Consider the following 18,796-nt stretch of genomic DNA (forward strand, 5'->3'; position numbering starts at 1 on the left):
TCCGGTGGGCGGGTGCCACGCGGTTAGGGTCGGGATCATGGTTTCTGTGCGGGCGGCGACGCGTGACGATCTGCCGGCGGTTCTGGCGTTGCTGGCGGACGAGGAGAAGGTGGTCGATCCGGCGTCGGTCGTGGTGACGGAGGCGTACGAGCGGGCGTTCGCGGCGATCGACGATGATCCGCGCAACGAGATGTTGGTGCTCGTGGACGGGGGCACCGTGGTGGGGTGCCTGCAGGCGACCTACATTCCCGGGCTCGGCAAGGGCGGTGCCGAGCGGGCGTTGATCGAGGCGGTGCGGGTTCGCGCGGACCGGCGCGGCGGCGGGCTCGGCCGGACGCTGATGGACGGCGCGATCGCGAGGGCTCGCGCACGCGGCTGCGCGATCGTCCAGCTGACGAGCAACAAGCGGCGTGAGGACGCCCACCGCTTCTACGTCTCGATCGGGTTCGCCCGCAGCCACGAAGGGTTCAAGCTCGCGCTCTAGGCGGTCGGGATCCAGTAGCGGCGCTTGCCGGCGCGGACGTCTTCGAGGACGCCGCCGCAGGCTTCGATGACCCTCCGGGAGCCGAGGTTGTCGACGTCGCAGGTGACGAGGGCCGGGTCGATGCCGAGGCCGTGGGCGTACGAGAGGATCTCGCGGAGCATGCGGGACGCGTGGCCTCGGCGGCGCGCGGATTTGCGGACGTCGTAGCCGATGTGCCCGCCGACGTCGCGCAGCCATTCGGTGAGCCGGTGGCGGAGCTGGATCCGGCCGAGGAACTCCGGCCCGTCGACCAGCCAGAACGTGGTGGACGGCACGAAGCCCTCGGGACGCGGCGTCTCCGGCAGCGGCTCGGCGTTGAGGCGGGCGACGTAGGCGGCGAAGGCGTCCGTGGCGGTCAGCCCTTCGATGCCGAGTTGGCGCAGGTCGTGGCCGATCTGGCTGCGGTCGTCGGGGCCGCCGCGCCCCTCCTCGCGGAATTCCGCCATCGCCGCGAGGAAGGAGGCGTGGACGTCGGTCGTGGGACGAACGAGCTCAGGCATGGACAAAGTTCTACAAGCCCGGACCCGAGCGGCGCATCTCAGAAAGCGCCGAGGGACCGCATCATGCCGAGCCCGTCGGAGACGGGCCAGTATTCGGCGAAGCGCCCGTCCTCCATGCGGAAGAGGTCGTGGCCGACGAACGAGATCCGGGTGCCGGGCGCGGCGGTGGTGCCGGGGATCCCGCCCTGGTAGGAGCCGTGGAAGGTCCAGTGGGCGGCCACGAGGTCGCCGTCGACGAGCGGCCCGATGTCCAGGGTGTTCTCGATATCGGAGAAGTAGGCGTGGGACTGGCGGATCTGCTCGGCGGCGCCGTCGGGGCCGTGGACGTCCATGCCGGGCCAGTGGCCGGTGAATCCGGGCGTGAGGATCTCCCCGAGGACGTCGTAGTCCCCGGACCACGCGTCGAAGAGCCAGCGCCGGTACAGGGTGTGCGCATCCATGGATCCATGGTGCGTACGCGTACGCATAAATGTCAAACGACCCGGGGCGGCGTGGCGATCAGGGCGTCGACCAGGGACGACAGGTCGGCGGCGAAGCGGTCGCGGCGGTCGGGCGCGGTCCAGTAGCCGGCCAGCTCGGCGAGGTTGGGGTGGGCGGCCGGGTCGACCGCGGCGGGCACGGCGACCTGGTACGGCGCCCGGTCGCGCGGGACGTCCGCGCGCTGCAGCAGGTCGCTGAGCAGGAAGCCCCAGACGATCCGGTTGGCCGCGGCCGCCTGCGCGAGGGTGAGCCCGCACGCCCGCCACGCGGCGTAGATCTCCTCCAGCAGCCACACGATCGCGGGCGCCATGAGGTCGCCGCCGGCCAGCACCCCGGCGATCCACGGCCGCTTGGCCAGCTCGTCGTGCTCCCAGGTCAGCAGGGTCAGCAGCCGTTCGCGCGGGTCGCCGGGGAGCTCTGGACGGGGCAGCCCGGCGACGATGCGGTCGAGCACGAGCACCAGCAGCTCGTCCTTGTCGCGGACGTGCCGGTAGATGCTCATCGGCGCGCTGCCCAGCTCGTCGGCGACCTTCCGCATCGACAGCGCCGCGCTGCCTTCGCGGCCGACGATCCGCGCCGCCGCGTCCACGATGCGGTCGCGGGTCAGCCGCGCCGGGCGCCCGCGCCGCCCCGTCCCGTCTTCCCTGCTCACGCCGAGCAGTGTGCCAGGACGGCCCCCGGCGCCCTCAGCCGATCTCCAGGACCGCCTTGCCGTGCAGGCGGCGGTCGAGCAGGGCGGCGACGGCCTCGTCCGCCTGCTCCCAGCCGCCGCGCCACGAGGTCCCCGGGTCGAGGTGCCCGGCGGCGACCTGCCCGGCGAGCCACGTCAGGTCGGCGGCGAGGTCGATGCTGCCGCCGAGCAGGTAGAAGGTGACGAGGGACCGGTCGTGCCGGCCGTCGTTTCCGAAGAGGGCGCCGAACGGGAAGGTCTCCGGTTCGTCGGTCGCGTGGCCGACCGCGACCAGGCTGCCGTGCGGTGCCAGCTTGCCGAACGCCGCGACGAGCTGAGGGCCACCGACGTTGTCCACAACCCCGTCCACCAGGCCGTCCGTCTGCTCGGGGTGCGCGACCACCTCGTGGGCGCCGAGCGCGCGCAGCGCGTCGCCGTGCGCGGCCGGGTCGCCGGTGGACGCGACGACGCGGGCCCCTCCGCGCCGGGCGAGCTGCACGGCGTACCGGCCAACACCTCCGGTGGCGCCCGTCACCAGGACGCGCTTGCCCAGCAGCGGGCCGAACTTGCGCAGGGCGCGCAGCGCGCTGGCGCCCGCCACCGGGATCGTGCTGATCGCGCCGAGATCGGCCCCGGCCGGGACGGTGCCGAGCATGGCGGCGACGACGGCGCGCAGCTCCGCCCAGGCGCCGTCGAAGCCGATCGTCACCACGGGGGTGCCGGCGGCCGGTCCGGACCCGTCGGCGGCGGCGCGCTCGACCACGCCGGCGGCGTCCCAGCCGAGCACGGTGCCGTCCGGTGAGCCGGCGATGCCGTGCCTGACCTCGCCGAAGTTCAGCGAGGTGGCGCTCACCCGGACCAGCGCCTGGTGCGGCTCCGGGACGGGATCGGCGGTCTCGCCGAGGCGCAGGCCGGACGCGGACGAGTGGTCGACGAGCAGAGCACGCATGGGTGCCACCTTTCCGAGCAGAGGAACGATCACCACTTTATGCCCCTCAGTGGCATAAGCCTGCAAGGGGCGTTCGCTCCTCGGATACACTCGGGGCCATGACCACGGCTCCGTCGCTGCGCGAACGCAAGAAGCAGCGCACCCGCCAGGCGCTGGTCGACGCGGCCCTGACCCTGTTCGGCGAGCACGGCTTCGGCCGGGTCACGCTCGACGAGGTGTGCGACGAGGTCGAGGTGTCCAAGCGCACGTTCTTCCGCTACTTCCGCGGCAAGGAGGACGTCGCGATGGCGCCGCTCGAGGACATGTGGCGGGCCTTCCTCGAAGAGCTGGAGAACGCCCCGGCCGACGGCCGGCCGCTGCTGGGCCTGATGGAGTCGACGCTGCTTGCGGCACTGGACCGGGTGGCGGACGAGGCGTGGGCGGGCCGGGCCGTCCTCAGCTACCGCCTGCTCCAGGCGACCCCCTCGATGGACGCGCACGGCCTGCACTTCTGCGAGAGCACCATGCGGTCCGTGCTCGCCGTCCTGCACCGCCGGCTCGACCTGCCGGACGACGCGCGGCCCCGCCTGGCGGGCGACATGATGGTCGCCGCGTGGCGGCACGCCCTCGAAGCCTGGGCCGCCACGGCGGCGGATCCGCCCTCGGCGTCCGACCTCGCGGCCCGCTTCCGCGACGCCATGGCCGCCCTGCCCGGCAGCCTCACGCTGACCGCCGCGCCCCGTCCGGCGGACGGCGCTGCGCACTAACCGGCGGTGCCGAGGATCAGGTCGATGACCTGCGCGGTGTCGGTCAGGTCGGTCAGGACGGTGTCGGCGCCCGACAGGCGCAGGTCGGCGGCGGACGTGGCGCCGGTCGCCACCGCGACGACCCGGGCGCCGCCCTCGTGCCCCGCGCGGACGTCGTGCGGCGTGTCGCCGATCAGGACGGTGCTGGACGGCCCGAACCGCTCCCCGTACTTCGCGGCGGTGCGCTCGCGGGCGAGTTCCACCAGCGGCGGCCGCTCGACGCCGTCCATCCCGTAGGCGCCGATCTCCAGGTCGAGGAACGCGTCGAGGCCGAAGGCCTTCAGCTTGCAGGCGGCGATCTGCGCCATGTTGCCGGTCAGGACGGACTGGATCACGTCCGGCCGTGCCGCGAGGGCCTCCAGGACGCCGCGCGCGCCGTCGTGCGTCCTCCCCCGGGCCGCCAGTTCGTGCGCGCGCGCCTCGAAGGCGAGGGCGAGCGCGTCGGTGAAGTCCGCGAGGACGCCGGGCGTGGGGTCGATGCCGTGGTGACGCAATGTGTCGGTGGTGATGGCGCGGTCGGTGCGGCCGGCCATCGGGGCGACGCGTTCGGGCGGGCGGCCGATGACGCGGTGGAACACCTGCGCGTAGATGTCCACGGACAGGCCGCCCGCGTTCAGGAGGGTGTGGTCGATGTCCCAGAGGACGAGGGTGCGCACGCACGAATCGTAGGCCGCCGGCTTTTCCGCTTCCGTTCACCTTGCCGTGAAATGCTGGTCATCCGGGTGTGCCCGCCGCCATTGAACCCGTCCCCCGAAGGAGCTGATCGTGCCTGAAAGGCATCTCGAGATCGAGCAGAAGTACGACGCCGGAGCCGATTTCGTTCTTCCTGACCTGGGCGGGCTGCCGGGCGCGGAGTCGGCGGCGGACCCGGAGGTCGTCGAGCTGCACGCGAGCTACTTCGACACGCCGGACCTCCGGCTGGCCGCGCACGGGATCACGCTGCGGCGGCGGCGCGGCGGTGCGGACGCGGGCTGGCACCTGAAGATGCCGGCGGGGCCGGACAGCAGGCAGGAGCTGCGGGCGCCGCTGGGGCGGCCGCGGGTCGTCCCGGCTCGGCTCGCGGGGCTGGTCGCGGCGTACACGCGAGGCGCGCCGCTGGACCCGGTGGCGACACTGGAGACGCGGCGGACGGTCGTCCGGCTGTACGGGGCCGACGGCGCGATGCTCGCGGAGGTCGCCGACGACCAGGTGACCGGCCGGGACGCGCGCGGCTCCGCGGACGGGCAGGCGCAGCGGTGGCGGGAGATCGAGGTCGAGCTGGGGGACGGGCCGGCGGACCTGCTGAAGGCGGCCGGCAAGCGGCTGCGGAAGGCGGGGGCGCGGCGGGCCAAGTCGTCCTCGAAGCTGGGCCGGCTGCTGGGCGACGCGATCGTGCCCTCGGAGGCGGCGCGGGCGCGGGCGGTGTGCAAGGGGCGGCTGGTGGCGGCGATCGACAACGGCAAGGGCCCCGCGACGACGGGCGACGCGGTGATGGCCTACCTCGCCGCGCAGGTCGAGGCCGTCGTGCGGTTCGACCCGAAGGCGCGGCTGGCCGAGGACGACGCCGTGCACCGGATGCGGGTGGCGGTCCGCCGGATCCGCAGCGCGCTGAAGGCGTACCGGCCCGTCCTCGACGAGGAGCGGACCGAGCCGCTGGAGCCGGAGCTGAAGTGGCTCGCGGCAGTGCTGGGCGAGGTCCGCGACTGCGAGGTGCTGCGGATGCGGTTCAAGGACCGGCTGGACGGCGCGTCCCCCAACTGGCTGGACGATCTCGCCCACCAGGAGCGCACCGCCTACAGGCGGCTGAACGCCTCCCTCAAGGAGCCCCGCTATTTCGCCCTGCTGGACGAGCTGGACCGTCTCGTGGCGGAGCCGCCGTTGGCGGAGGCCGCCGCGCGTAAGGCGCGCAAGGAACTCCCCGAGCTGGTGACGCGGTCGTGGAACCGGATGGGCAGGGCGTACGCGTCCATTGCGATCGCCGAGGACGCGGAGGTGGCGCGGCACGAGACCCGTAAGGCGGCCAAGCGCGCGCGGTACGCCGCCGAGCTCGCCATGCCCGTGCTGGGGGTGGCGGCCAAGAGGGTGGCGAAGGACGCCAAGCGCATCCAGGAGGTACTGGGCGGCTACCAGGACGGCGTCATCGCGATGGAGTTCCTCAAGGCCGCGGCGGCGCGCACCAGGAACCCGGCCGAGGCGTTCGACCTCGGCGTCCTGTACGGGTGGGAGCGGTGCGCGGCCGAGACCGCGCGCGACAGGCTGTCGGTGACCTGGTCCCAGACCCTCGGCCCCGCCTTCTGAGTCTCGGTCTCAGGGCGTGTGGCGCTCCAGGGAGGTGAGGGTGCCGGCGCCGACGTGGGCCACCCAGAACTCCCCCTTGCGGAGGCTCGGGTCGTCCGGCACCTTCTCGCCCAGTTCCCGGCACAGGCCGCTGACCAGCTCGGACACGTTCTCGCCGTGCGTGCAGACGATGGTCGGGGCCTCGTCGCTGAGCAGGTCCAGCAGGCGTTCGCGGGCGCGGTCGGGGCCGGTCTCCCCGACCGTGAACGCGGCGTCGGTGACGACGTCGGCGCGGACGCGGCGCGCGTACGGCAGGACGGTCTCCAGGCAGCGCGCCGTCGCCGAGCTGAGCAGCCGCGCCGGGCCGTAGGAGTGCAGCAGCGCGGCGAGCGAGGCGGCCTGGGCCCGGCCCCGGGCGTCGAGGGGGCGCAGCTCGTCGGGCTCGCGCCAGTCGTGCTTCTCCCCCGCCGACCCGTGCCGGACGATCATCAGCGGCCAGGTGCGCGGCGGGCCCTCCAGGAACGCGCGGAGCAGGGCGGCGTCGTGCCGGTAGCTCAGCCGGTCCCCGGCCTCGCGGGCGGGCAGCCACGCCAGCTCGTCGACCTCCTCGTTCGGCGTGAACGCGGCCTCCGCGACGGGCCGCGCCGCCCAGTAGTCGACCCGCTTCGGCCGCTCGCCGTGCCGGTACTCGGCGGTCGGCAGGCGCCGGCCGAGGCGCGGCACCAGGCCGGTCTCCTCCTCGATCTCCCGGACGGCGGCGCGCAGCACGTGCTCGCCCGGGTCGAGCTTGCCCTTCGGGAACGACCAGTCGTCGTACCTGGGGCGGTGCGCCACCGCGAACTCGGGGCCGTCCGGGCCGTCCCGCCACAGCACGGCGCCCGCCGCGCGGATGAGCCCCGCAGCGTCGTCGGCGTCAGCCATCGACCGTCCTCCAGCGCCGGCTCCGCACCAGGTGGGTCTGGATGTCCAGCAGCGTCTCGCCGGGGCCGGCCTCGCTGCGCGTCCAGGTGCCGTCGCCGGCCAGCGCCCAGGCGTGCGTGCCCTCGTCCATCGCCCGGTCGAGCAGCGCGATCAGGTCGTCGCGCTGGCCCCGGTCGGTGACCGTGACGAGCGCCTCGACGCGGCGGTCGAGGTTGCGGTGCATCAGGTCGGCGCTGCCGAACCACACCTCCGGCTCGCCGCCGTTCTCGAACGCGAACACCCGCGAGTGCTCCAGGAACCGGCCGAGGACGCTGCGCACCCGGATCGTCTCCGACAGCCCGGGCACGCCCGGCCGCAGCGCGCAGATGCCGCGCACCCACACGTCCACCGGCACGCCGGCCCGCGACGCCCGGTACAGCGCGTCGATGACCACCTCGTCGACCAGCGAGTTGCACTTGATCCGGATCCGCGCGCGGTGCCCGGCGCGGTGGTTGTCGATCTCGTGCTCGATCCGCTGGACGAGCCCGGACCGCAGGCTGTTCGGCGCGACCAGCAGCCGGTTGTAGTGGCTCTGCCGGGAGTAGCCGGTGAGGTGGTTGAACAGCGCGCTGACGTCCTCGCCGACGTCGGGCGCGCAGGTCAGCAGGCCGAAGTCCTCGTAGAGGCGGGCGGTCTTCGGGTGGTAGTTGCCGGTGCCGATGTGGCAGTAGCGGCGCAGCTGGCCGTCGGAGTCCTGCCGGACGACCAGCGCGAGCTTGCAGTGTGTCTTCAGCCCGACGAACCCGTACACGACGTGGCAGCCGGCCGTCTCCAGCTTGCGCGCCCACGCGATGTTGGCGCGCTCGTCGAAGCGGGCCTTCAGCTCCACGACCACGACGACCTGCTTGCCGGCCTCGGCGGCGCTCATCAGCGCGTCCACGATCGGGGAGTCGCCGGACGTGCGGTACAGCGTCTGCTTGATCGCCAGCACGCCGGGGTCGGCGGCGGCGTCCTCGATCAGCCGCTGCACGGTCGTGGTGAACGAGTCGTAGGGGTGGTGGAGGAGCACGTCGCCCTCGCGGATCGCCGAGAAGATGCTGACGTCCTCCGGCAGCGCCTCCTTGGACGGCACGAACGGCGGGTACTTCAGCTCGGGCCGGTCCAGGTCGGCGATGGCGCCGAGGCCGCCGAGGTCGAGCGGGCCGACGACCCGGTAGATCTGGCCCTCCTCGATGGCGAGCTCGGTGGTGAGCAGCTCCAGCACGCCCTCGGAGATCGACTCCTCGACCTCCAGCCGGACGACGGGGCCGAACCGGCGGCGCAGCAGCTCGCGCTCCAGGGCCTGCAGCAGCCCCTCGCTGATGTCGTCGTCGATCTCCAGGTCCTGGTTGCGGGTGACCCGGAACGCGTGGTGCTCGACGACCTCCATCCCGACGAACAGCTGCCCGAGGTGCGCGGCGATCACGTCCTCGAGCGGGGTGAACCGGTCGGGGGACGCCTCGAAGAAGCGCGGCAGCAGCGGCGGCACCTTGACCCGGGCGAACATCGTCGCGTCCGTCTCCGGGTCGCGGACGATCACGGCGAGGTTCAGCGACAGCCCGGAGATGTAGGGGAAGGGGTGCGCGGAGTCGACGACGAGCGGGGTGAGCACCGGGTAGATCCGGTCGCGGAACAGCCGGCGCAGCCGCTCCTGCTCGGTCTCGGCCAGCTCGTCCCAGCGCAGGATCTCGATGCCCTCCTTGGCGAGGTCGGGCAGGACCTCCTCGCGGAAGCAGGCGGCGTGCCGGCGCATCAGCCCGTGCGCGACCGCGCCGGTGCGCTCCAGCACCTCGCGGGGCTGCCGGCCGCTGGCGGACTGGACGGCGAGGCCGGTCGCCATCCGGCGGGCGAGGCCGGCGACGCGGACCATGAAGAACTCGTCGAGGTTGCTCGAGAAGATCGACAGGAACCGGACGCGCTCCAGCAGCGGCAGCTCCGGATCCTCCGCCAGCTCCAGGACGCGTTGGTTGAAGCGCAGCCAGCTCTCTTCGCGGTCGAGGAAGCGGTCGTCGGGCAGCGCTTCGGAGGCACGAGGAAGATGGTGTCCTGGGTTGACGGTCATGTCCCCAATTTTTCCTGACCAAGGTGAACAGCGGTGGAACAGAGATGTTTCGGCGATGAGTCAGATACGTCGATCATGCCCGTGGTTCCTGTTGATCACTCGGGTTTTGCCCGCTACGTGCCGAAAGATCCGGCGACCAGGCGGTGGCCCAGCCACGCCGCCAGACCGGTGACGAACGCGTCGCTCAGCGGCGGCCAGTTCCAGAACCGCAGCCCCAGTTCCGCGAACGCGCACGGCACCGGCCACCGCCACCCGTTGAAGCCCGTCCGCACGCCGCAGCGCGCGCAGACCAGCGCGTCCGGGCCGCCGTCCTGCCACTCCTCGACCGCGTCCAGGACGGTCTCGAACGGCAGCCACGCGCCGCAGTGCGGGCACCGCACCCGGTCGTCCTCGCGCATCGTCCCGTAGTAGGCGCCGCGGCCGACGTCGATCTCCATGCCGTTCGGCCACACGTCCGGGAAGCCGGCCGGGTCGCCCATCACCACCGATCCGGCGGCGGGGCCGGGCGCGTACCCGCCGGGGACGTCGCCGAGCACGCAGTCGGTCCGCTCGGCCACCACGATCCCCGCGTCCACGAGGCGGCGCAGCAGGCGGTCCGCGAGGTCCGGGGCGTCGCCGGGAAGCGCGTCCAGGTCGGCGATCCAGCGGCTCCGTTCCCCCATGCGCTCACAGTACGACGGCAGGGACAAACCCGATGAAGAACCAGGGACTTGCGCGAAACCGGTGACAGGCGTGGTAAACGGCCAATCAACGTCCTAGTGTGGCCGTTCCCCTGCGTACAGTAACCATGCGGAAGTAACGACCTGGCCACCGGGAGAGCTTCCCGCCGGAACCCGCGGTAGGTAGAACGGGACACGTGACCTCTCACGAGCCTTCCCCTCCGCCTGCCACCGCGCTCCTGTGGCCGCGGTGCTCGGCCGTCCACGGGTGCACCGGGCGCGCCGCCGGCGGGTTCGGGGGCTGCCCCGCCCACCTCGCGCCCGCCGAGTTCGCGCGGTTCGCGGCCGGGCTGCGCCCCGGCGGCGACCTCGACCTGCGGGGCGTGACGGTCCCCGCGTGGCTGCTGGACGCGGTGCTCGACGCGGTCACCGGCCCGGACGGGCGCCCGCACCTCGGCCGGACCCGGTTCGACGGCGCCGTGCTGCCCTCGCACGCGGTGCTGCGCGGGGCGTGCGTCGAGGGCGACAGCTCGTTCGACGGCGCCTGCTTCCTCGACGGCGCCTCGTTCTTCGACGCCCGGTTCTTCGGCAACGTCTCGTTCCGGGGCGCGCGGTTCGGCGGCAACGCCTCCTTCCACGAGGCGCGCTTCCACCGGCACGCCTCCTTCGAGGAGGCCGTGTTCACCGGGGACGCCCTGTTCGGCGAGGCCGTCTGGCACGCCGACGCCGCCTTCCGGATGGCCGTGTTCTTCGGCGCCGCCTGCTTCGACCGGGCCCGGTTCGGGCGGGACGCGGCGATGCAGGGCGCCTGCTTCGGCGGCGCCGTGTCGTTCCGGCGGGTCCGCGTCGCCCGGCACGCCCGGTTCGAGCGCACCCGGTTCCGGCGCGGGCTGTGGCTCGGCCCGCTGGTCGCCGGCGGCCGGATCGGGCTCGCGGACGCGGCGGCGCTCGGCGGGCTGCGCGTGCACGCGGCGGCCCGGCTGGTGAACGCGCGCGCCGTGACGGTGCACGGCGAGGCCGAGTTCCGGCTGCGGCGCGCCGAGCTCGACCTGGAGGGCGCCTGCTTCGACGCGGCGGTGAACGTCCGGTCGCTGCCGCACCCGATCCAGGGGCTCGCCGAGCCGGCGGCGTGGACCGGTCCAGCGGCGGTCCGGGTCGTGTCGCTGCGCCGGGTGGACGCGGCGCACCTGCACCTCGCCGACGTCGACCTCAGCGGGTGCGGCTTCCTCGGCCTCGTCCACCCCGACCGGCTGCGGATCAGCGGCGACTGCCCGTTCGCGACCGTCCCGGCCCGGCGCCGGTGGCGGCTCCGGCGCGGCGCCCGCGCCGTGCTCGCCGACGACCTGGCGCGCGACGCCGCCGGTTCAGGGGGCGGCGACGACGGGCTGGAGACCCTCTACCGGGAGCTGGCCCGCGCCTCGGCCGACTCCGACCGGGCCCGTCTCGCGCGCGACTTCCGCTACAGCGCGCTGGAGATGCGCCGGCGCAGCGAGCAGCGCCAGTGGCGGCGCTGGGCCCTGCACGTGCTGTGGATCACCAGCGGGTACGGGCTGCGCGCCGGGCGGATGGCCGCCTGGCTCGCGGTCGCGATCGCGCTGGTGTGCTGCGGGCTGCTGTTCGTCCGCCACCAGCACCCCGAGGCGGCCGGCCGCACCCGCTCCCACCAGCCCTTTTCGTCCTTCGGACGGCGGTCGGCGCATCCGGCCGCCCGCAAGGGCGTGCGCCCTCTCGCGCCATGATCCGCAGGCGGCCGGACCGCAGTCGGTTGATCGTCAAAAGGGCGCGCCGCAGTTTTGTCAGTGGCACGGGTAATGATTTGTGTTATGAGCAGAGACACCCATCCGGGGGTGCAGTGCCCGCACTGCCAATCGCATCTCGCGCTCGTCCCCGTGCCCGGAAATACCGCCCCCGCCGCGGTGCCCGCCTCAGAGCCCACCACAGTACCCACCACAGGGCCCGCCGCACCCCCCGTCCCGCCGGTCACCGCCAAGGAGGAATGGCAGCCGCCGCCCGTCGCGGAGGTCCTCGCCGCCTATGCCGGACGCGTCAAGGACACCACCACCGCAATGCGCGGCGCCGCCCGCGTCCGCGACAGCCTGAACCGTGCCCGCAACGCCGCAGCGCAGCGCCGGGCCGTCCAGAGAACCGCCCGCCAGACCCCGAAAAGCGCCTGATCACATCCCGATCACACCTGATCACTTCCCGATCATCAGGCATCGGCCGGAAGCGGCGGAAGGGACGGCGCGCGGCCCGTCACGGCCCGGCACCGTCCCCTCCCCAACGCGCGCCCGCTAACCGGCGCCCGCCATTGCCCGGCGCGTCACTTCGGCGCCGAATCCGTCCATTCCATCGCGATCACGGCGGTGGAGCCGAGCACCGTCCCGGCGGGCCGCGGCTCCTTCGCGGACGGCGTCACCAGCACCCGTTCCTCCGCCAGCGCCTTTCCGCTGGCCGGGTCGATCACCAGCAGCTGCCGGACGACCCCGCTCGGCTCCTTCTCCACCATCCCGATGGCGTTCCCGGTGCGCCCCTTCACGTCGGTGACCTTCCCGACCGACTGGACCGTCTTCAGCCCGGCCAGCATCCGGAACGCCCCCGCCCGCACCTTCGGCGTGACGGGCAGCTCGGTCACCAGGCTGCCCGCGACGCGGAACAGCCACGCGTCCGCCTTCATCGGCATGCTCGACGACTCGGTGTCGTGCCCGCCGTACCAGCGCAGCAGCTCCTTCTTCAGCCGCACCGGGTCGCCCGGCAGGCTCTGCAGCTGCTTCATGGACACGTTCCGGCCGAGCCAGTAGACCTTGTCGCCGCCCACGAGCGCGGTCCGGCTGGTCTCCACCGGCCCCGGCCCGGTCGACACCTTCATGGCCTTGTAGCCGCCCTTGCCGCTCGGCTGGATCGCCACCTGGAGCGACAGGGTCGACGGCGACCCCGCGCGCTTCCACGCCGCCGCGTCGGCCTTGGTCGCGGGCGCGGCGCCGAGCCGCTGCTGCCGCGCGACCATCTTGCCGCCGGGCTTCGCGGGCGCCCACTCCTCGGACTTCTCGTTGAGCAGGACGCTGTAGCGCTCGCCGCCCGCGCCCGTCGCCATCATCGAGTCGCTGCCGACCACCACCTTGTGCCAGTACGCGCCGGCCGGCTCGGACGCCCCGTCCAGCTTCTCGGCGGCGGCGAGCAGCACGGTCCGGGCGTCCATCGGCCGCTCCCCCGGGCCGGCCTGCGTGCCGTGCCCCGGCGTCCCCGGTGCCCCGCCGTCGCCGCCGGAGGTGACGGCGACCACGCCCACCGACGCCGCCGCGACCGCACCGGCCAGCCCGAGCCCCCACATCGGTCGCACCCGCGACCGGCGCGGGACCCGCGCCTCGCGCGTCCGGTCACCGGCCGGCGCCGCCATCGCGCGCGCCAGCTCGGCCCGCCGGACGCCCTCGTCGACCGGCGCGTCCGGGCTCAGCTCCGCCGGCCTGGCCTCGCGCAGCGTCCGCAGCACGTCGTTCATGCCCTCTCCTCACTGACGATTCCCATCTGCGGACGTACCGGACGTCCCACCGCCTCAGCCCCCGGCCCGCGCCCAGCGCCGCCCGGAGGCACTGTGGCCCGCGCCTCTGCGGCGGCCGGGTGTCCGGCGGCGTCGAGCCCGTCGTCGGCGGCGCGCAGCAGGCGCTTGCGGGCCCGGTGCAGCCGGACGCGCAGCGCGGCCGGCGAGCAGGCGGCGACGCGGGCCGCCTCGCGCGGGCTCAGCCCCTGCCAGGCGACGAGGATCAGGATCTCCCGGTCGCCCTCGGGGATCTCCGCCATCGCGCGGACCACGGCGAGCCGCTCGGCCACGTCCTCGGCGACGTCGCCGGCGGGCCGCGGCGCCCAGCGGGCCAGCTCGGCCGTGAACGCCTCGCGCCGCACCTCGGCGCGGTGCCCGTCGCGCAGCACGTTCCGCGCGACGCCGAGCAGCCACGGCAGCGGCGGGTCGGGCACGTCCGCGAGCCGCCGCCACGCCACCGCGAACGTCTCGCTCACCACCTCGTCCGCGATCTGCCGCCCGGCGCGGGCGGCGGCGTACGCCCACACGCGCTGCCGGCAGGCGTCGTACATCGCGGTGAAGCGTCTCTCGGGGGCCTCGTCTGCCACCGGGTGCTCCTCCGTCCGTCCTGGTGTGTCCATCACCAGGAAGTGGCCCGGGGAGGACGATCGTTACCGCCGTACTGGAACACCCCATAGTGTGCGTGTCGGTCCTGCCACTACTGGACTGCCCGTAATATTTGCTCGATGGCAACCAACGCCGCCCCCACCTGCGGGGGCCTCCCGGGGCGAAGGAGCTGAGATATGACCGCGATGCACAGTCGCGGTGCCGAACGCCTTCCGGGGGTGGCCGGCTCCCCCCATCTCCTGCTGGTGGAGGACGACCCGGGCGACGCGTACCTGTTCGAGGAGCTCCTCACCGAGGTCCAGCCGAACGTGCAGATCACGGTCGCGCGGACGCTCGCCGAGGCGCTGGCGAGCCTGCGTCCCGACGTGCAGTGCGTGATCGTCGACCTGTCCCTGCCGGACGCGTCCGGGCTGGACGCGCTGCGCCAGGTGATCGCCCGCGCCCCCACCACCGCCGTGCTCGTGCTGACCGGGCTCGCCGACGCGCACGTCGGCGTGCAGGCGGTCGCCGCCGGCGCCCAGGACTACCTCGTCAAGCAGGACGTGGACGGCGCGCTGCTCGGCCGCGCCATCAGCTACGCGATCGAGCGCAAGCGGGCCGACGAGTCCGAGCGGCAGCTGGTCGAGGCGCGCGCCGTGGGCCGGGAGAACGCACGGCTGGAGCGCGGGCTGCTGCCCGTCCCGATCCTCAGGGACGGCCCGCTGCGGCACCTCACCCGGTACCGGCCGGGCCGCGACCGCGCGCTGCTCGGCGGCGACTTCCACGACACCGTGCAGACCGGCGACGGCACCGTGCACGGCGTGATCGGCGACGTCAGCGGGCACGGCGCCGACGAGGCGTCCCTCGGGGTGCGGCTGCGCATGGCGTGGCGGACGCTCGTGCTGGCCGGGCACACCGGCGACAACCTGCTGTCCACGCTCGACGCCGTCCTGGAGCACGAGCGCTGGGGCGAGGAGATCTTCACCACGCTGTGCATGGTCACGATCGCGCCCGACCTGCGCACCGCCCGGCTGCACCGGGCCGGGCACCCGTGCCCGCTGCTGTTCGGCCCGTCCGGCGTCCAGGCGCTCCCGGAGGGCCCGCACGGCCCGGCGCTCGGTCTGATCCCCGGCGCGGAGTGGCCGGCCGAGGAGATCGAGCTCGGCGACGCCTGGGGGATCATGCTCTACACCGACGGGTTGATCGAGGGCTGCGTCGGCGACGGCGGCGAGCGCCTCGACCTGACCGGGCTGGAGGAGCTCGCGCGCGCGGCGCATGCCCGCGGCGAGCGCGGGGACGTGCTGGTGGACGGATTGATCGCGGAGGCGGAGCGGCTGAACGGGGACGTGCTGTCCGACGACCTGGCGGTGCTGATGCTGAGCAGGGGTGAGCTGTGATGGCCGGCGGACCCGCCGCCGAGGAGCCGGCCGGCGAAGAGACCCCGAGCGCCGAGGCCCCGGACACAGAGGCCCCCGACACTGAGACACAGGACGGCGAGGCCACGGACACTGAGGCACAGGGCGGCGACGAGGCCCCGGCCGACGGCTCCGAGCTGCTCGCGCCGCCTGTCGTCCTGCCCGACGCCGAGCTGCCCAGGCCGCGCGGCATCCGCCGCGTCCGGCTCGTCCAGATCTACCGGGTCGGGTCCGTCGTCCTCGGCGTCCTGCTGATCGCGGCGTTCGCGGTGGCCGGATCCGCGCTGTACCAGGCCGGCAAGGCGCGCGACACGCTGGTGAACGAGGTCGACCCGGTCGCGCTGGAGCAGTACAAGCTGTCCTCGGCGATCGCCGCGCAGGACACCGCGATCCGCCGGTACACCGAGGAGGGCGGCTCGGACCGGCTCGCCGAGTACCGGACCGCGGTCGCGCAGGAGGCGACGTCCGCCGCGACGATGCGGCGGCTGCTGGCCGACGTCTCCGGCGGCGGCCGGGTGGTCCGCCTCGTCGACGAGGTGACCGCGGGCTCGCGGGAGTGGCGCGCGCGGTTCGCCGACCCGGTCGCGGCCCAGCGCGGCGGCGGCGGGCTGACCGGCGGCCGGAGCCGGCAGGCCGGCGGGCTGTTCGACCGCGCGCGCAACGGCATGACGCCCCTGCAGGCCGGCATCACCGACCTGCACGCGAGGGCCGCCGACCGGCTGCGGGCGCGCTCGGACGCCGCGCTGTGGTCGGTCGGCGCGGCGCTGGCGATCGCCGCGCTGGCGGTGATCCTGCTGGCCCTGGTGATCCGGCGGACGGTCGTGCGGCCCGTCGCGTCGCTCGGCGAGCAGGTCCGCGAGGTGGCGCAGGGCGACTTCGCGCACCGGCTGGACGTGTCCGGCCCGACCGAGATCAACGAGCTGGCCGTGATCATCGACGCGATGCGGCGGCGGATCATCGAGGAGTGGCGGACCAGCACCGAGCGGGCCGTCCTGCTGGACGAGCAGGCCGGCGAGCTGCGCCGCTCCAACGCCGAGCTGGAGCAGTTCGCCTACGTCGCCAGCCACGACCTCCAGGAGCCGCTGCGCAAGGTCGCGAGCTTCTGCCAGATGCTCGACCGCCGGTACGGCGACCAGCTCGACGAGCGCGGCCGGCAGTACGTCGCGTTCGCCGTGGACGGCGCGAAGCGGATGCAGGCGCTCATCAACGACCTGCTCGGCTTCTCCCGCGTCGGCCGGATGGCGCGTCCCGAGGACGCGATCGACCTGAACGAGGTCGCCGGCCAGGCGGTGGACAACCTCGGCTCGCTGATCGAGGAGACCGGCGCGCGGGTCGAGATCGCCGCCGACCTGCCGACGGTGCCGGGCGAGCGCACCCAGCTCACCCAGCTGTTCCAGAACCTGGTCGGCAACGCGATCAAGTTCCGCCGCCCGGACGTCGCGCCGCACGTCGCGGTCGACGTCCGGCGGGAGGGCGACGAGTGGCTGTTCACCTGCGCCGACAACGGGATCGGCATCGAGCCCCGGTACGCCGACCGGATCTTCCTGATCTTCCAGCGGCTGCATCCGCGCGACGAGTACACCGGCACCGGCATCGGCCTGGCACTCTGCAAGAAGATCGTCGAGTACCACGGGGGCCGCATCTGGCTCGACGAGGACGAGCGCGGCGAGAAGGACCCCGGCACCACCTTCCACTGGACCCTTCCCATCGGAGACGACAATGAATGACGGGCCGCGTCCCATCGAGGTGCTGCTGGTCGAGGACGACCCGGGCGACGTGCTGCTGACCACCGAGGCCTTCGAGCACAACAAGGTCGCCAACAAGCTGCACGTCGTCGACGACGGCGAGCAGGCGATGGCGTTCCTGCGCCGCGAGGGCGAGTACGAGGGCGCGCCGCGCCCCGACCTGATGCTGCTCGACCTGAACCTGCCGCGCAAGGACGGCCGCGAGGTGCTCTCCGAGGTCAAGGCCGACGAGGACCTGCGCAGCATCCCGGTCGTCGTGCTGACCACGTCCGAGGCCGACGAGGACATCCTGCGCAGCTACCACCTGCACGCCAACGCCTACGTCACCAAGCCGGTCGACTTCGAGCAGTTCGTGTCGGTCGTCCGCCGGATCGACGACTTCTTCGTGACGGTCGTCAAGCTCCCCCGGTAGCCGCCGCACCGGTCTCGCCGGTCTCGCCGGCCTGGCCTGCCGCGGCGTCGGTGTCGTAGGCGTCGGCGTCGCCGTCCCAGTCGACGCAGACGATCACCGCGTCGTCGGCCGGCTCGCCGCCCTCGTGGTAGGCGACGTAGTGCCGGACCAGGGCGCGGACGGCCTCCGGCGGCAGCTGCAGCCGGGTGTCCCGCAGCGCCTGGAGCAGCGCGACCGGCCCGTACGGCTCGCCCTTCGGCGACAGCGCCGCGTGCACGCCGTCGCTGACGACGACGAGCCGGTCGCCGTGCTCGACCCTGAAGTCCTCGACGAAGTACCGGCTGTCGCCGAACATGCCCAGCGGCAGCTGCTCGTCGAACTCGATCGCCTCGGTGAGGTTGCCGCGCATCCGGTACAGCTTCGGCGAGCCCGCGTCGACCACCCGGACCCGCCCGGACTCCAGCTCGAACTCCATCAGCAGCGTCCCGACGCTCCGCTCGCCCCGGTGCAGCGCGTACACCGACTGGTCGGCGAGCACGGCCTGCTCGGTGATGTCGGCGCCGGACCGGCGCGCGTTGCGCAGCGCGCTGACCGCCAGATGGGTGAGCGCCGCGGCGGTCGTCCCCGTCCCCATCCCGTTGCTGACGGTCAGCGTCAGCCGGTCGCCGGACGCCGTCCAGTCGAAGTTGTCGCCCCACACCGCGTAGGCGGGCTCGAGCTGGCCGGCCAGCCGGAACCCGGCGGCGTCGCGGGACAGCGGCGGCAGCAGGTCCCACTGCATCTCCGCGGCCACCGTGAGCCGCGTCCGCCGCCGGACCCGCCGGTACAGGTCCGTGGCGGAGTCGGCGATCTTCAGCGCGCGGGAGAGCGCGTGCGCCGCCGGGTACAGCCATTCCGGTTCCGGCCCGCCGAGGCCCGCCTCCCCGGGGCGGCGGACGGTCAGCACGCCGAGCCGCTCGCCCTGCACGGTCAGCGGGAGGTGGACGAGGTCCGCGCCGATCCGCCCGGACCGCTCCCGGATCGCCCGCTGCCCGGCGAACGCGCGCCCGGGGCCGGTGTTGTCCAGCGGGACGTCCCCGCCGCCGGGGTCGCGGCCGAACACCTCCGCGAGGCCCGGTACGACCGGGACGAGGTACGCCTGCCGGTAGTCGACCAGCAGCACCTCGGCGCGCGCGCCGGGCCACCGCCGGGCCAGTTCCGCGGTGACGGCGGTGACCAGTTCGTCCGGTCGAGCGGCCCAGATCGCCTTCTCGATCGCCTCGAACGCTTCACCGCGCCCGGGTCGGGAATGCATCGGATCCT

The 18,796-nt window shown here is 73.9% G+C and carries 19 protein-coding genes; 8 read left to right on the plus strand and 11 right to left on the minus strand.

The window, feature by feature from the left end; all coding sequences use genetic code 11:
- Window positions 1-37: 37 nt before the first annotated feature.
- Entirely contained in the window at window positions 38-484 is a 447-nt protein-coding gene (locus ABD296_RS13235) for a GNAT family N-acetyltransferase (protein WP_344265714.1), read from the plus strand.
- Here the strand turns inward: ABD296_RS13235 and ABD296_RS13240 are convergent.
- Genes ABD296_RS13240 through ABD296_RS13255 form a run of 4 tightly spaced genes read right to left on the minus strand, consistent with a single transcriptional unit; the run spans window position 481 to window position 3,122 of the window.
- Complete coding sequence (locus tag ABD296_RS13240; protein ID WP_344265717.1) at window positions 481-1,023, minus strand: GNAT family N-acetyltransferase; 543 nt, start codon at window positions 1,021-1,023, stop codon at window positions 481-483. The two genes, ABD296_RS13235 and ABD296_RS13240, sit on opposite strands and share 4 nt — an antisense overlap.
- Before the next feature lie 38 nt (window positions 1,024-1,061).
- Entirely contained in the window at window positions 1,062-1,463 is a 402-nt protein-coding gene (locus ABD296_RS13245; protein ID WP_344265720.1) for an ester cyclase, read from the minus strand.
- A 32-nt stretch (window positions 1,464-1,495) separates the two neighbouring features.
- Complete coding sequence (locus tag ABD296_RS13250; RefSeq protein ID WP_344265723.1) at window positions 1,496-2,155, minus strand: TetR/AcrR family transcriptional regulator; 660 nt, start codon at window positions 2,153-2,155, stop codon at window positions 1,496-1,498.
- A 34-nt stretch (window positions 2,156-2,189) separates the two neighbouring features.
- A complete protein-coding gene (locus tag ABD296_RS13255) occupies window positions 2,190-3,122 on the minus strand; it encodes a zinc-binding dehydrogenase (protein WP_344265726.1) in 933 nt (310 codons plus the stop codon).
- Between the two features lie 98 nt (window positions 3,123-3,220).
- Here ABD296_RS13255 and ABD296_RS13260 point away from each other — a divergent pair, with 98 nt between their 5' ends.
- Window positions 3,221-3,868 carry a TetR/AcrR family transcriptional regulator gene (locus tag ABD296_RS13260; protein WP_344265729.1) on the plus strand — a complete coding sequence of 216 codons (648 nt, stop codon included), beginning with the start codon at window positions 3,221-3,223 and terminating at the stop codon, window positions 3,866-3,868.
- On the opposite strand, the gene ABD296_RS13265 is transcribed toward ABD296_RS13260, so the two are convergent.
- Window positions 3,865-4,563: an HAD family hydrolase gene (locus ABD296_RS13265; RefSeq protein ID WP_344265732.1), complete on the minus strand. Its 699-nt coding sequence runs from the start codon at window positions 4,561-4,563 to the stop codon at window positions 3,865-3,867. The two genes, ABD296_RS13260 and ABD296_RS13265, sit on opposite strands and share 4 nt — an antisense overlap.
- 109 nt (window positions 4,564-4,672) lie before the next feature.
- Here ABD296_RS13265 and ABD296_RS13270 point away from each other — a divergent pair, with 109 nt between their 5' ends.
- Entirely contained in the window at window positions 4,673-6,184 is a 1,512-nt protein-coding gene (locus ABD296_RS13270) for a CYTH and CHAD domain-containing protein (RefSeq protein ID WP_344265735.1), read from the plus strand.
- A gap of 9 nt (window positions 6,185-6,193) precedes the next feature.
- Here the strand turns inward: ABD296_RS13270 and ABD296_RS13275 are convergent, their stop codons facing one another.
- From ABD296_RS13275 to ABD296_RS13285, 3 genes are all read right to left on the minus strand, one after another.
- Entirely contained in the window at window positions 6,194-7,084 is an 891-nt protein-coding gene (locus tag ABD296_RS13275) for an NUDIX hydrolase (protein ID WP_344265738.1), read from the minus strand.
- Window positions 7,077-9,164 (minus strand): RNA degradosome polyphosphate kinase, encoded by a 2,088-nt coding sequence (locus ABD296_RS13280; RefSeq protein ID WP_344265741.1) that lies wholly within the window; start codon window positions 9,162-9,164, stop codon window positions 7,077-7,079. Before ABD296_RS13280 ends, ABD296_RS13275 begins: the two co-directional genes overlap by 8 nt.
- 113 nt (window positions 9,165-9,277) lie before the next feature.
- The gene (locus ABD296_RS13285; protein WP_344265744.1) at window positions 9,278-9,826 is read right to left on the minus strand and encodes a hypothetical protein; all 549 of its coding nucleotides are present in this window, start codon (window positions 9,824-9,826) and stop codon (window positions 9,278-9,280) included.
- Window positions 9,827-10,020: 194 nt separating this feature from the next.
- On the opposite strand from ABD296_RS13285, the gene ABD296_RS13290 reads away from it, so the two are divergent.
- Window positions 10,021-11,562 (plus strand): pentapeptide repeat-containing protein, encoded by a 1,542-nt coding sequence (locus ABD296_RS13290; RefSeq protein WP_344265746.1) that lies wholly within the window; start codon window positions 10,021-10,023, stop codon window positions 11,560-11,562.
- Between the two features lie 84 nt (window positions 11,563-11,646).
- Window positions 11,647-11,997, plus strand: a complete 351-nt coding sequence (locus ABD296_RS13295) for a hypothetical protein (RefSeq protein WP_344265749.1) — start codon at window positions 11,647-11,649, stop codon at window positions 11,995-11,997.
- A 146-nt stretch (window positions 11,998-12,143) separates the two neighbouring features.
- Here ABD296_RS13295 and ABD296_RS13300 read toward each other — a convergent pair whose 3' ends face one another.
- Window positions 12,144-13,319, minus strand: a complete 1,176-nt coding sequence (locus ABD296_RS13300; protein WP_344265752.1) for a CU044_5270 family protein — start codon at window positions 13,317-13,319, stop codon at window positions 12,144-12,146.
- The gene (locus ABD296_RS13305; RefSeq protein WP_344265755.1) at window positions 13,316-13,945 is read right to left on the minus strand and encodes an RNA polymerase sigma factor; all 630 of its coding nucleotides are present in this window, start codon (window positions 13,943-13,945) and stop codon (window positions 13,316-13,318) included. Before ABD296_RS13305 ends, ABD296_RS13300 begins: the two co-directional genes overlap by 4 nt.
- A gap of 195 nt (window positions 13,946-14,140) precedes the next feature.
- Between ABD296_RS13305 and ABD296_RS13310 the strand changes: the two genes are divergently transcribed.
- The 3 genes from ABD296_RS13310 to ABD296_RS13320 are packed head-to-tail and all read left to right on the plus strand — an operon-like array spanning window position 14,141 to window position 17,515.
- A complete protein-coding gene (locus tag ABD296_RS13310; RefSeq protein WP_344265758.1) occupies window positions 14,141-15,340 on the plus strand; it encodes a PP2C family protein-serine/threonine phosphatase in 1,200 nt (399 codons plus the stop codon).
- On the plus strand, window positions 15,340-17,085 hold the full coding sequence (locus ABD296_RS13315) for a sensor histidine kinase (RefSeq protein WP_344265761.1): 1,746 nt from the start codon (window positions 15,340-15,342) through the stop codon (window positions 17,083-17,085). The genes ABD296_RS13310 and ABD296_RS13315 overlap by 1 nt, the downstream gene beginning before the upstream one ends.
- A complete protein-coding gene (locus tag ABD296_RS13320; protein WP_344265764.1) occupies window positions 17,078-17,515 on the plus strand; it encodes a response regulator in 438 nt (145 codons plus the stop codon). The genes ABD296_RS13315 and ABD296_RS13320 overlap by 8 nt, the downstream gene beginning before the upstream one ends.
- Here the strand turns inward: ABD296_RS13320 and ABD296_RS13325 are convergent.
- Complete coding sequence (locus ABD296_RS13325; protein ID WP_344265767.1) at window positions 17,499-18,788, minus strand: PP2C family protein-serine/threonine phosphatase; 1,290 nt, start codon at window positions 18,786-18,788, stop codon at window positions 17,499-17,501. The genes ABD296_RS13320 and ABD296_RS13325 overlap by 17 nt on opposite strands.
- Window positions 18,789-18,796 lie beyond the last annotated feature (8 nt).

This window comes from Actinomadura napierensis (assembly GCF_039529375.1).
GTDB lineage: Bacteria > Actinomycetota > Actinomycetes > Streptosporangiales > Streptosporangiaceae > Spirillospora > Spirillospora napierensis.

Coding starts and splice junctions, on each gene's coding strand:
- ABD296_RS13235 (WP_344265714.1), top strand. CDS start 38: ATGGTTTCTGTGCGGGCGGCGACGCGTGACGATCTGCCGGCGGTTCTG.
- ABD296_RS13240 (WP_344265717.1), bottom strand. CDS start 1,023: ATGCCTGAGCTCGTTCGTCCCACGACCGACGTCCACGCCTCCTTCCTC.
- ABD296_RS13245 (WP_344265720.1), bottom strand. CDS start 1,463: ATGGATGCGCACACCCTGTACCGGCGCTGGCTCTTCGACGCGTGGTCC.
- ABD296_RS13255 (WP_344265726.1), bottom strand. CDS start 3,122: ATGCGTGCTCTGCTCGTCGACCACTCGTCCGCGTCCGGCCTGCGCCTC.
- ABD296_RS13260 (WP_344265729.1), top strand. CDS start 3,221: ATGACCACGGCTCCGTCGCTGCGCGAACGCAAGAAGCAGCGCACCCGC.
- ABD296_RS13275 (WP_344265738.1), bottom strand. CDS start 7,084: ATGGCTGACGCCGACGACGCTGCGGGGCTCATCCGCGCGGCGGGCGCC.
- ABD296_RS13280 (WP_344265741.1), bottom strand. CDS start 9,164: ATGACCGTCAACCCAGGACACCATCTTCCTCGTGCCTCCGAAGCGCTG.
- ABD296_RS13285 (WP_344265744.1), bottom strand. CDS start 9,826: ATGGGGGAACGGAGCCGCTGGATCGCCGACCTGGACGCGCTTCCCGGC.
- ABD296_RS13295 (WP_344265749.1), top strand. CDS start 11,647: ATGAGCAGAGACACCCATCCGGGGGTGCAGTGCCCGCACTGCCAATCG.
- ABD296_RS13300 (WP_344265752.1), bottom strand. CDS start 13,319: ATGAACGACGTGCTGCGGACGCTGCGCGAGGCCAGGCCGGCGGAGCTG.
- ABD296_RS13310 (WP_344265758.1), top strand. CDS start 14,141: ATGACCGCGATGCACAGTCGCGGTGCCGAACGCCTTCCGGGGGTGGCC.
- ABD296_RS13315 (WP_344265761.1), top strand. CDS start 15,340: ATGGCCGGCGGACCCGCCGCCGAGGAGCCGGCCGGCGAAGAGACCCCG.
- ABD296_RS13320 (WP_344265764.1), top strand. CDS start 17,078: ATGAATGACGGGCCGCGTCCCATCGAGGTGCTGCTGGTCGAGGACGAC.
- ABD296_RS13325 (WP_344265767.1), bottom strand. CDS start 18,788: ATGCATTCCCGACCCGGGCGCGGTGAAGCGTTCGAGGCGATCGAGAAG.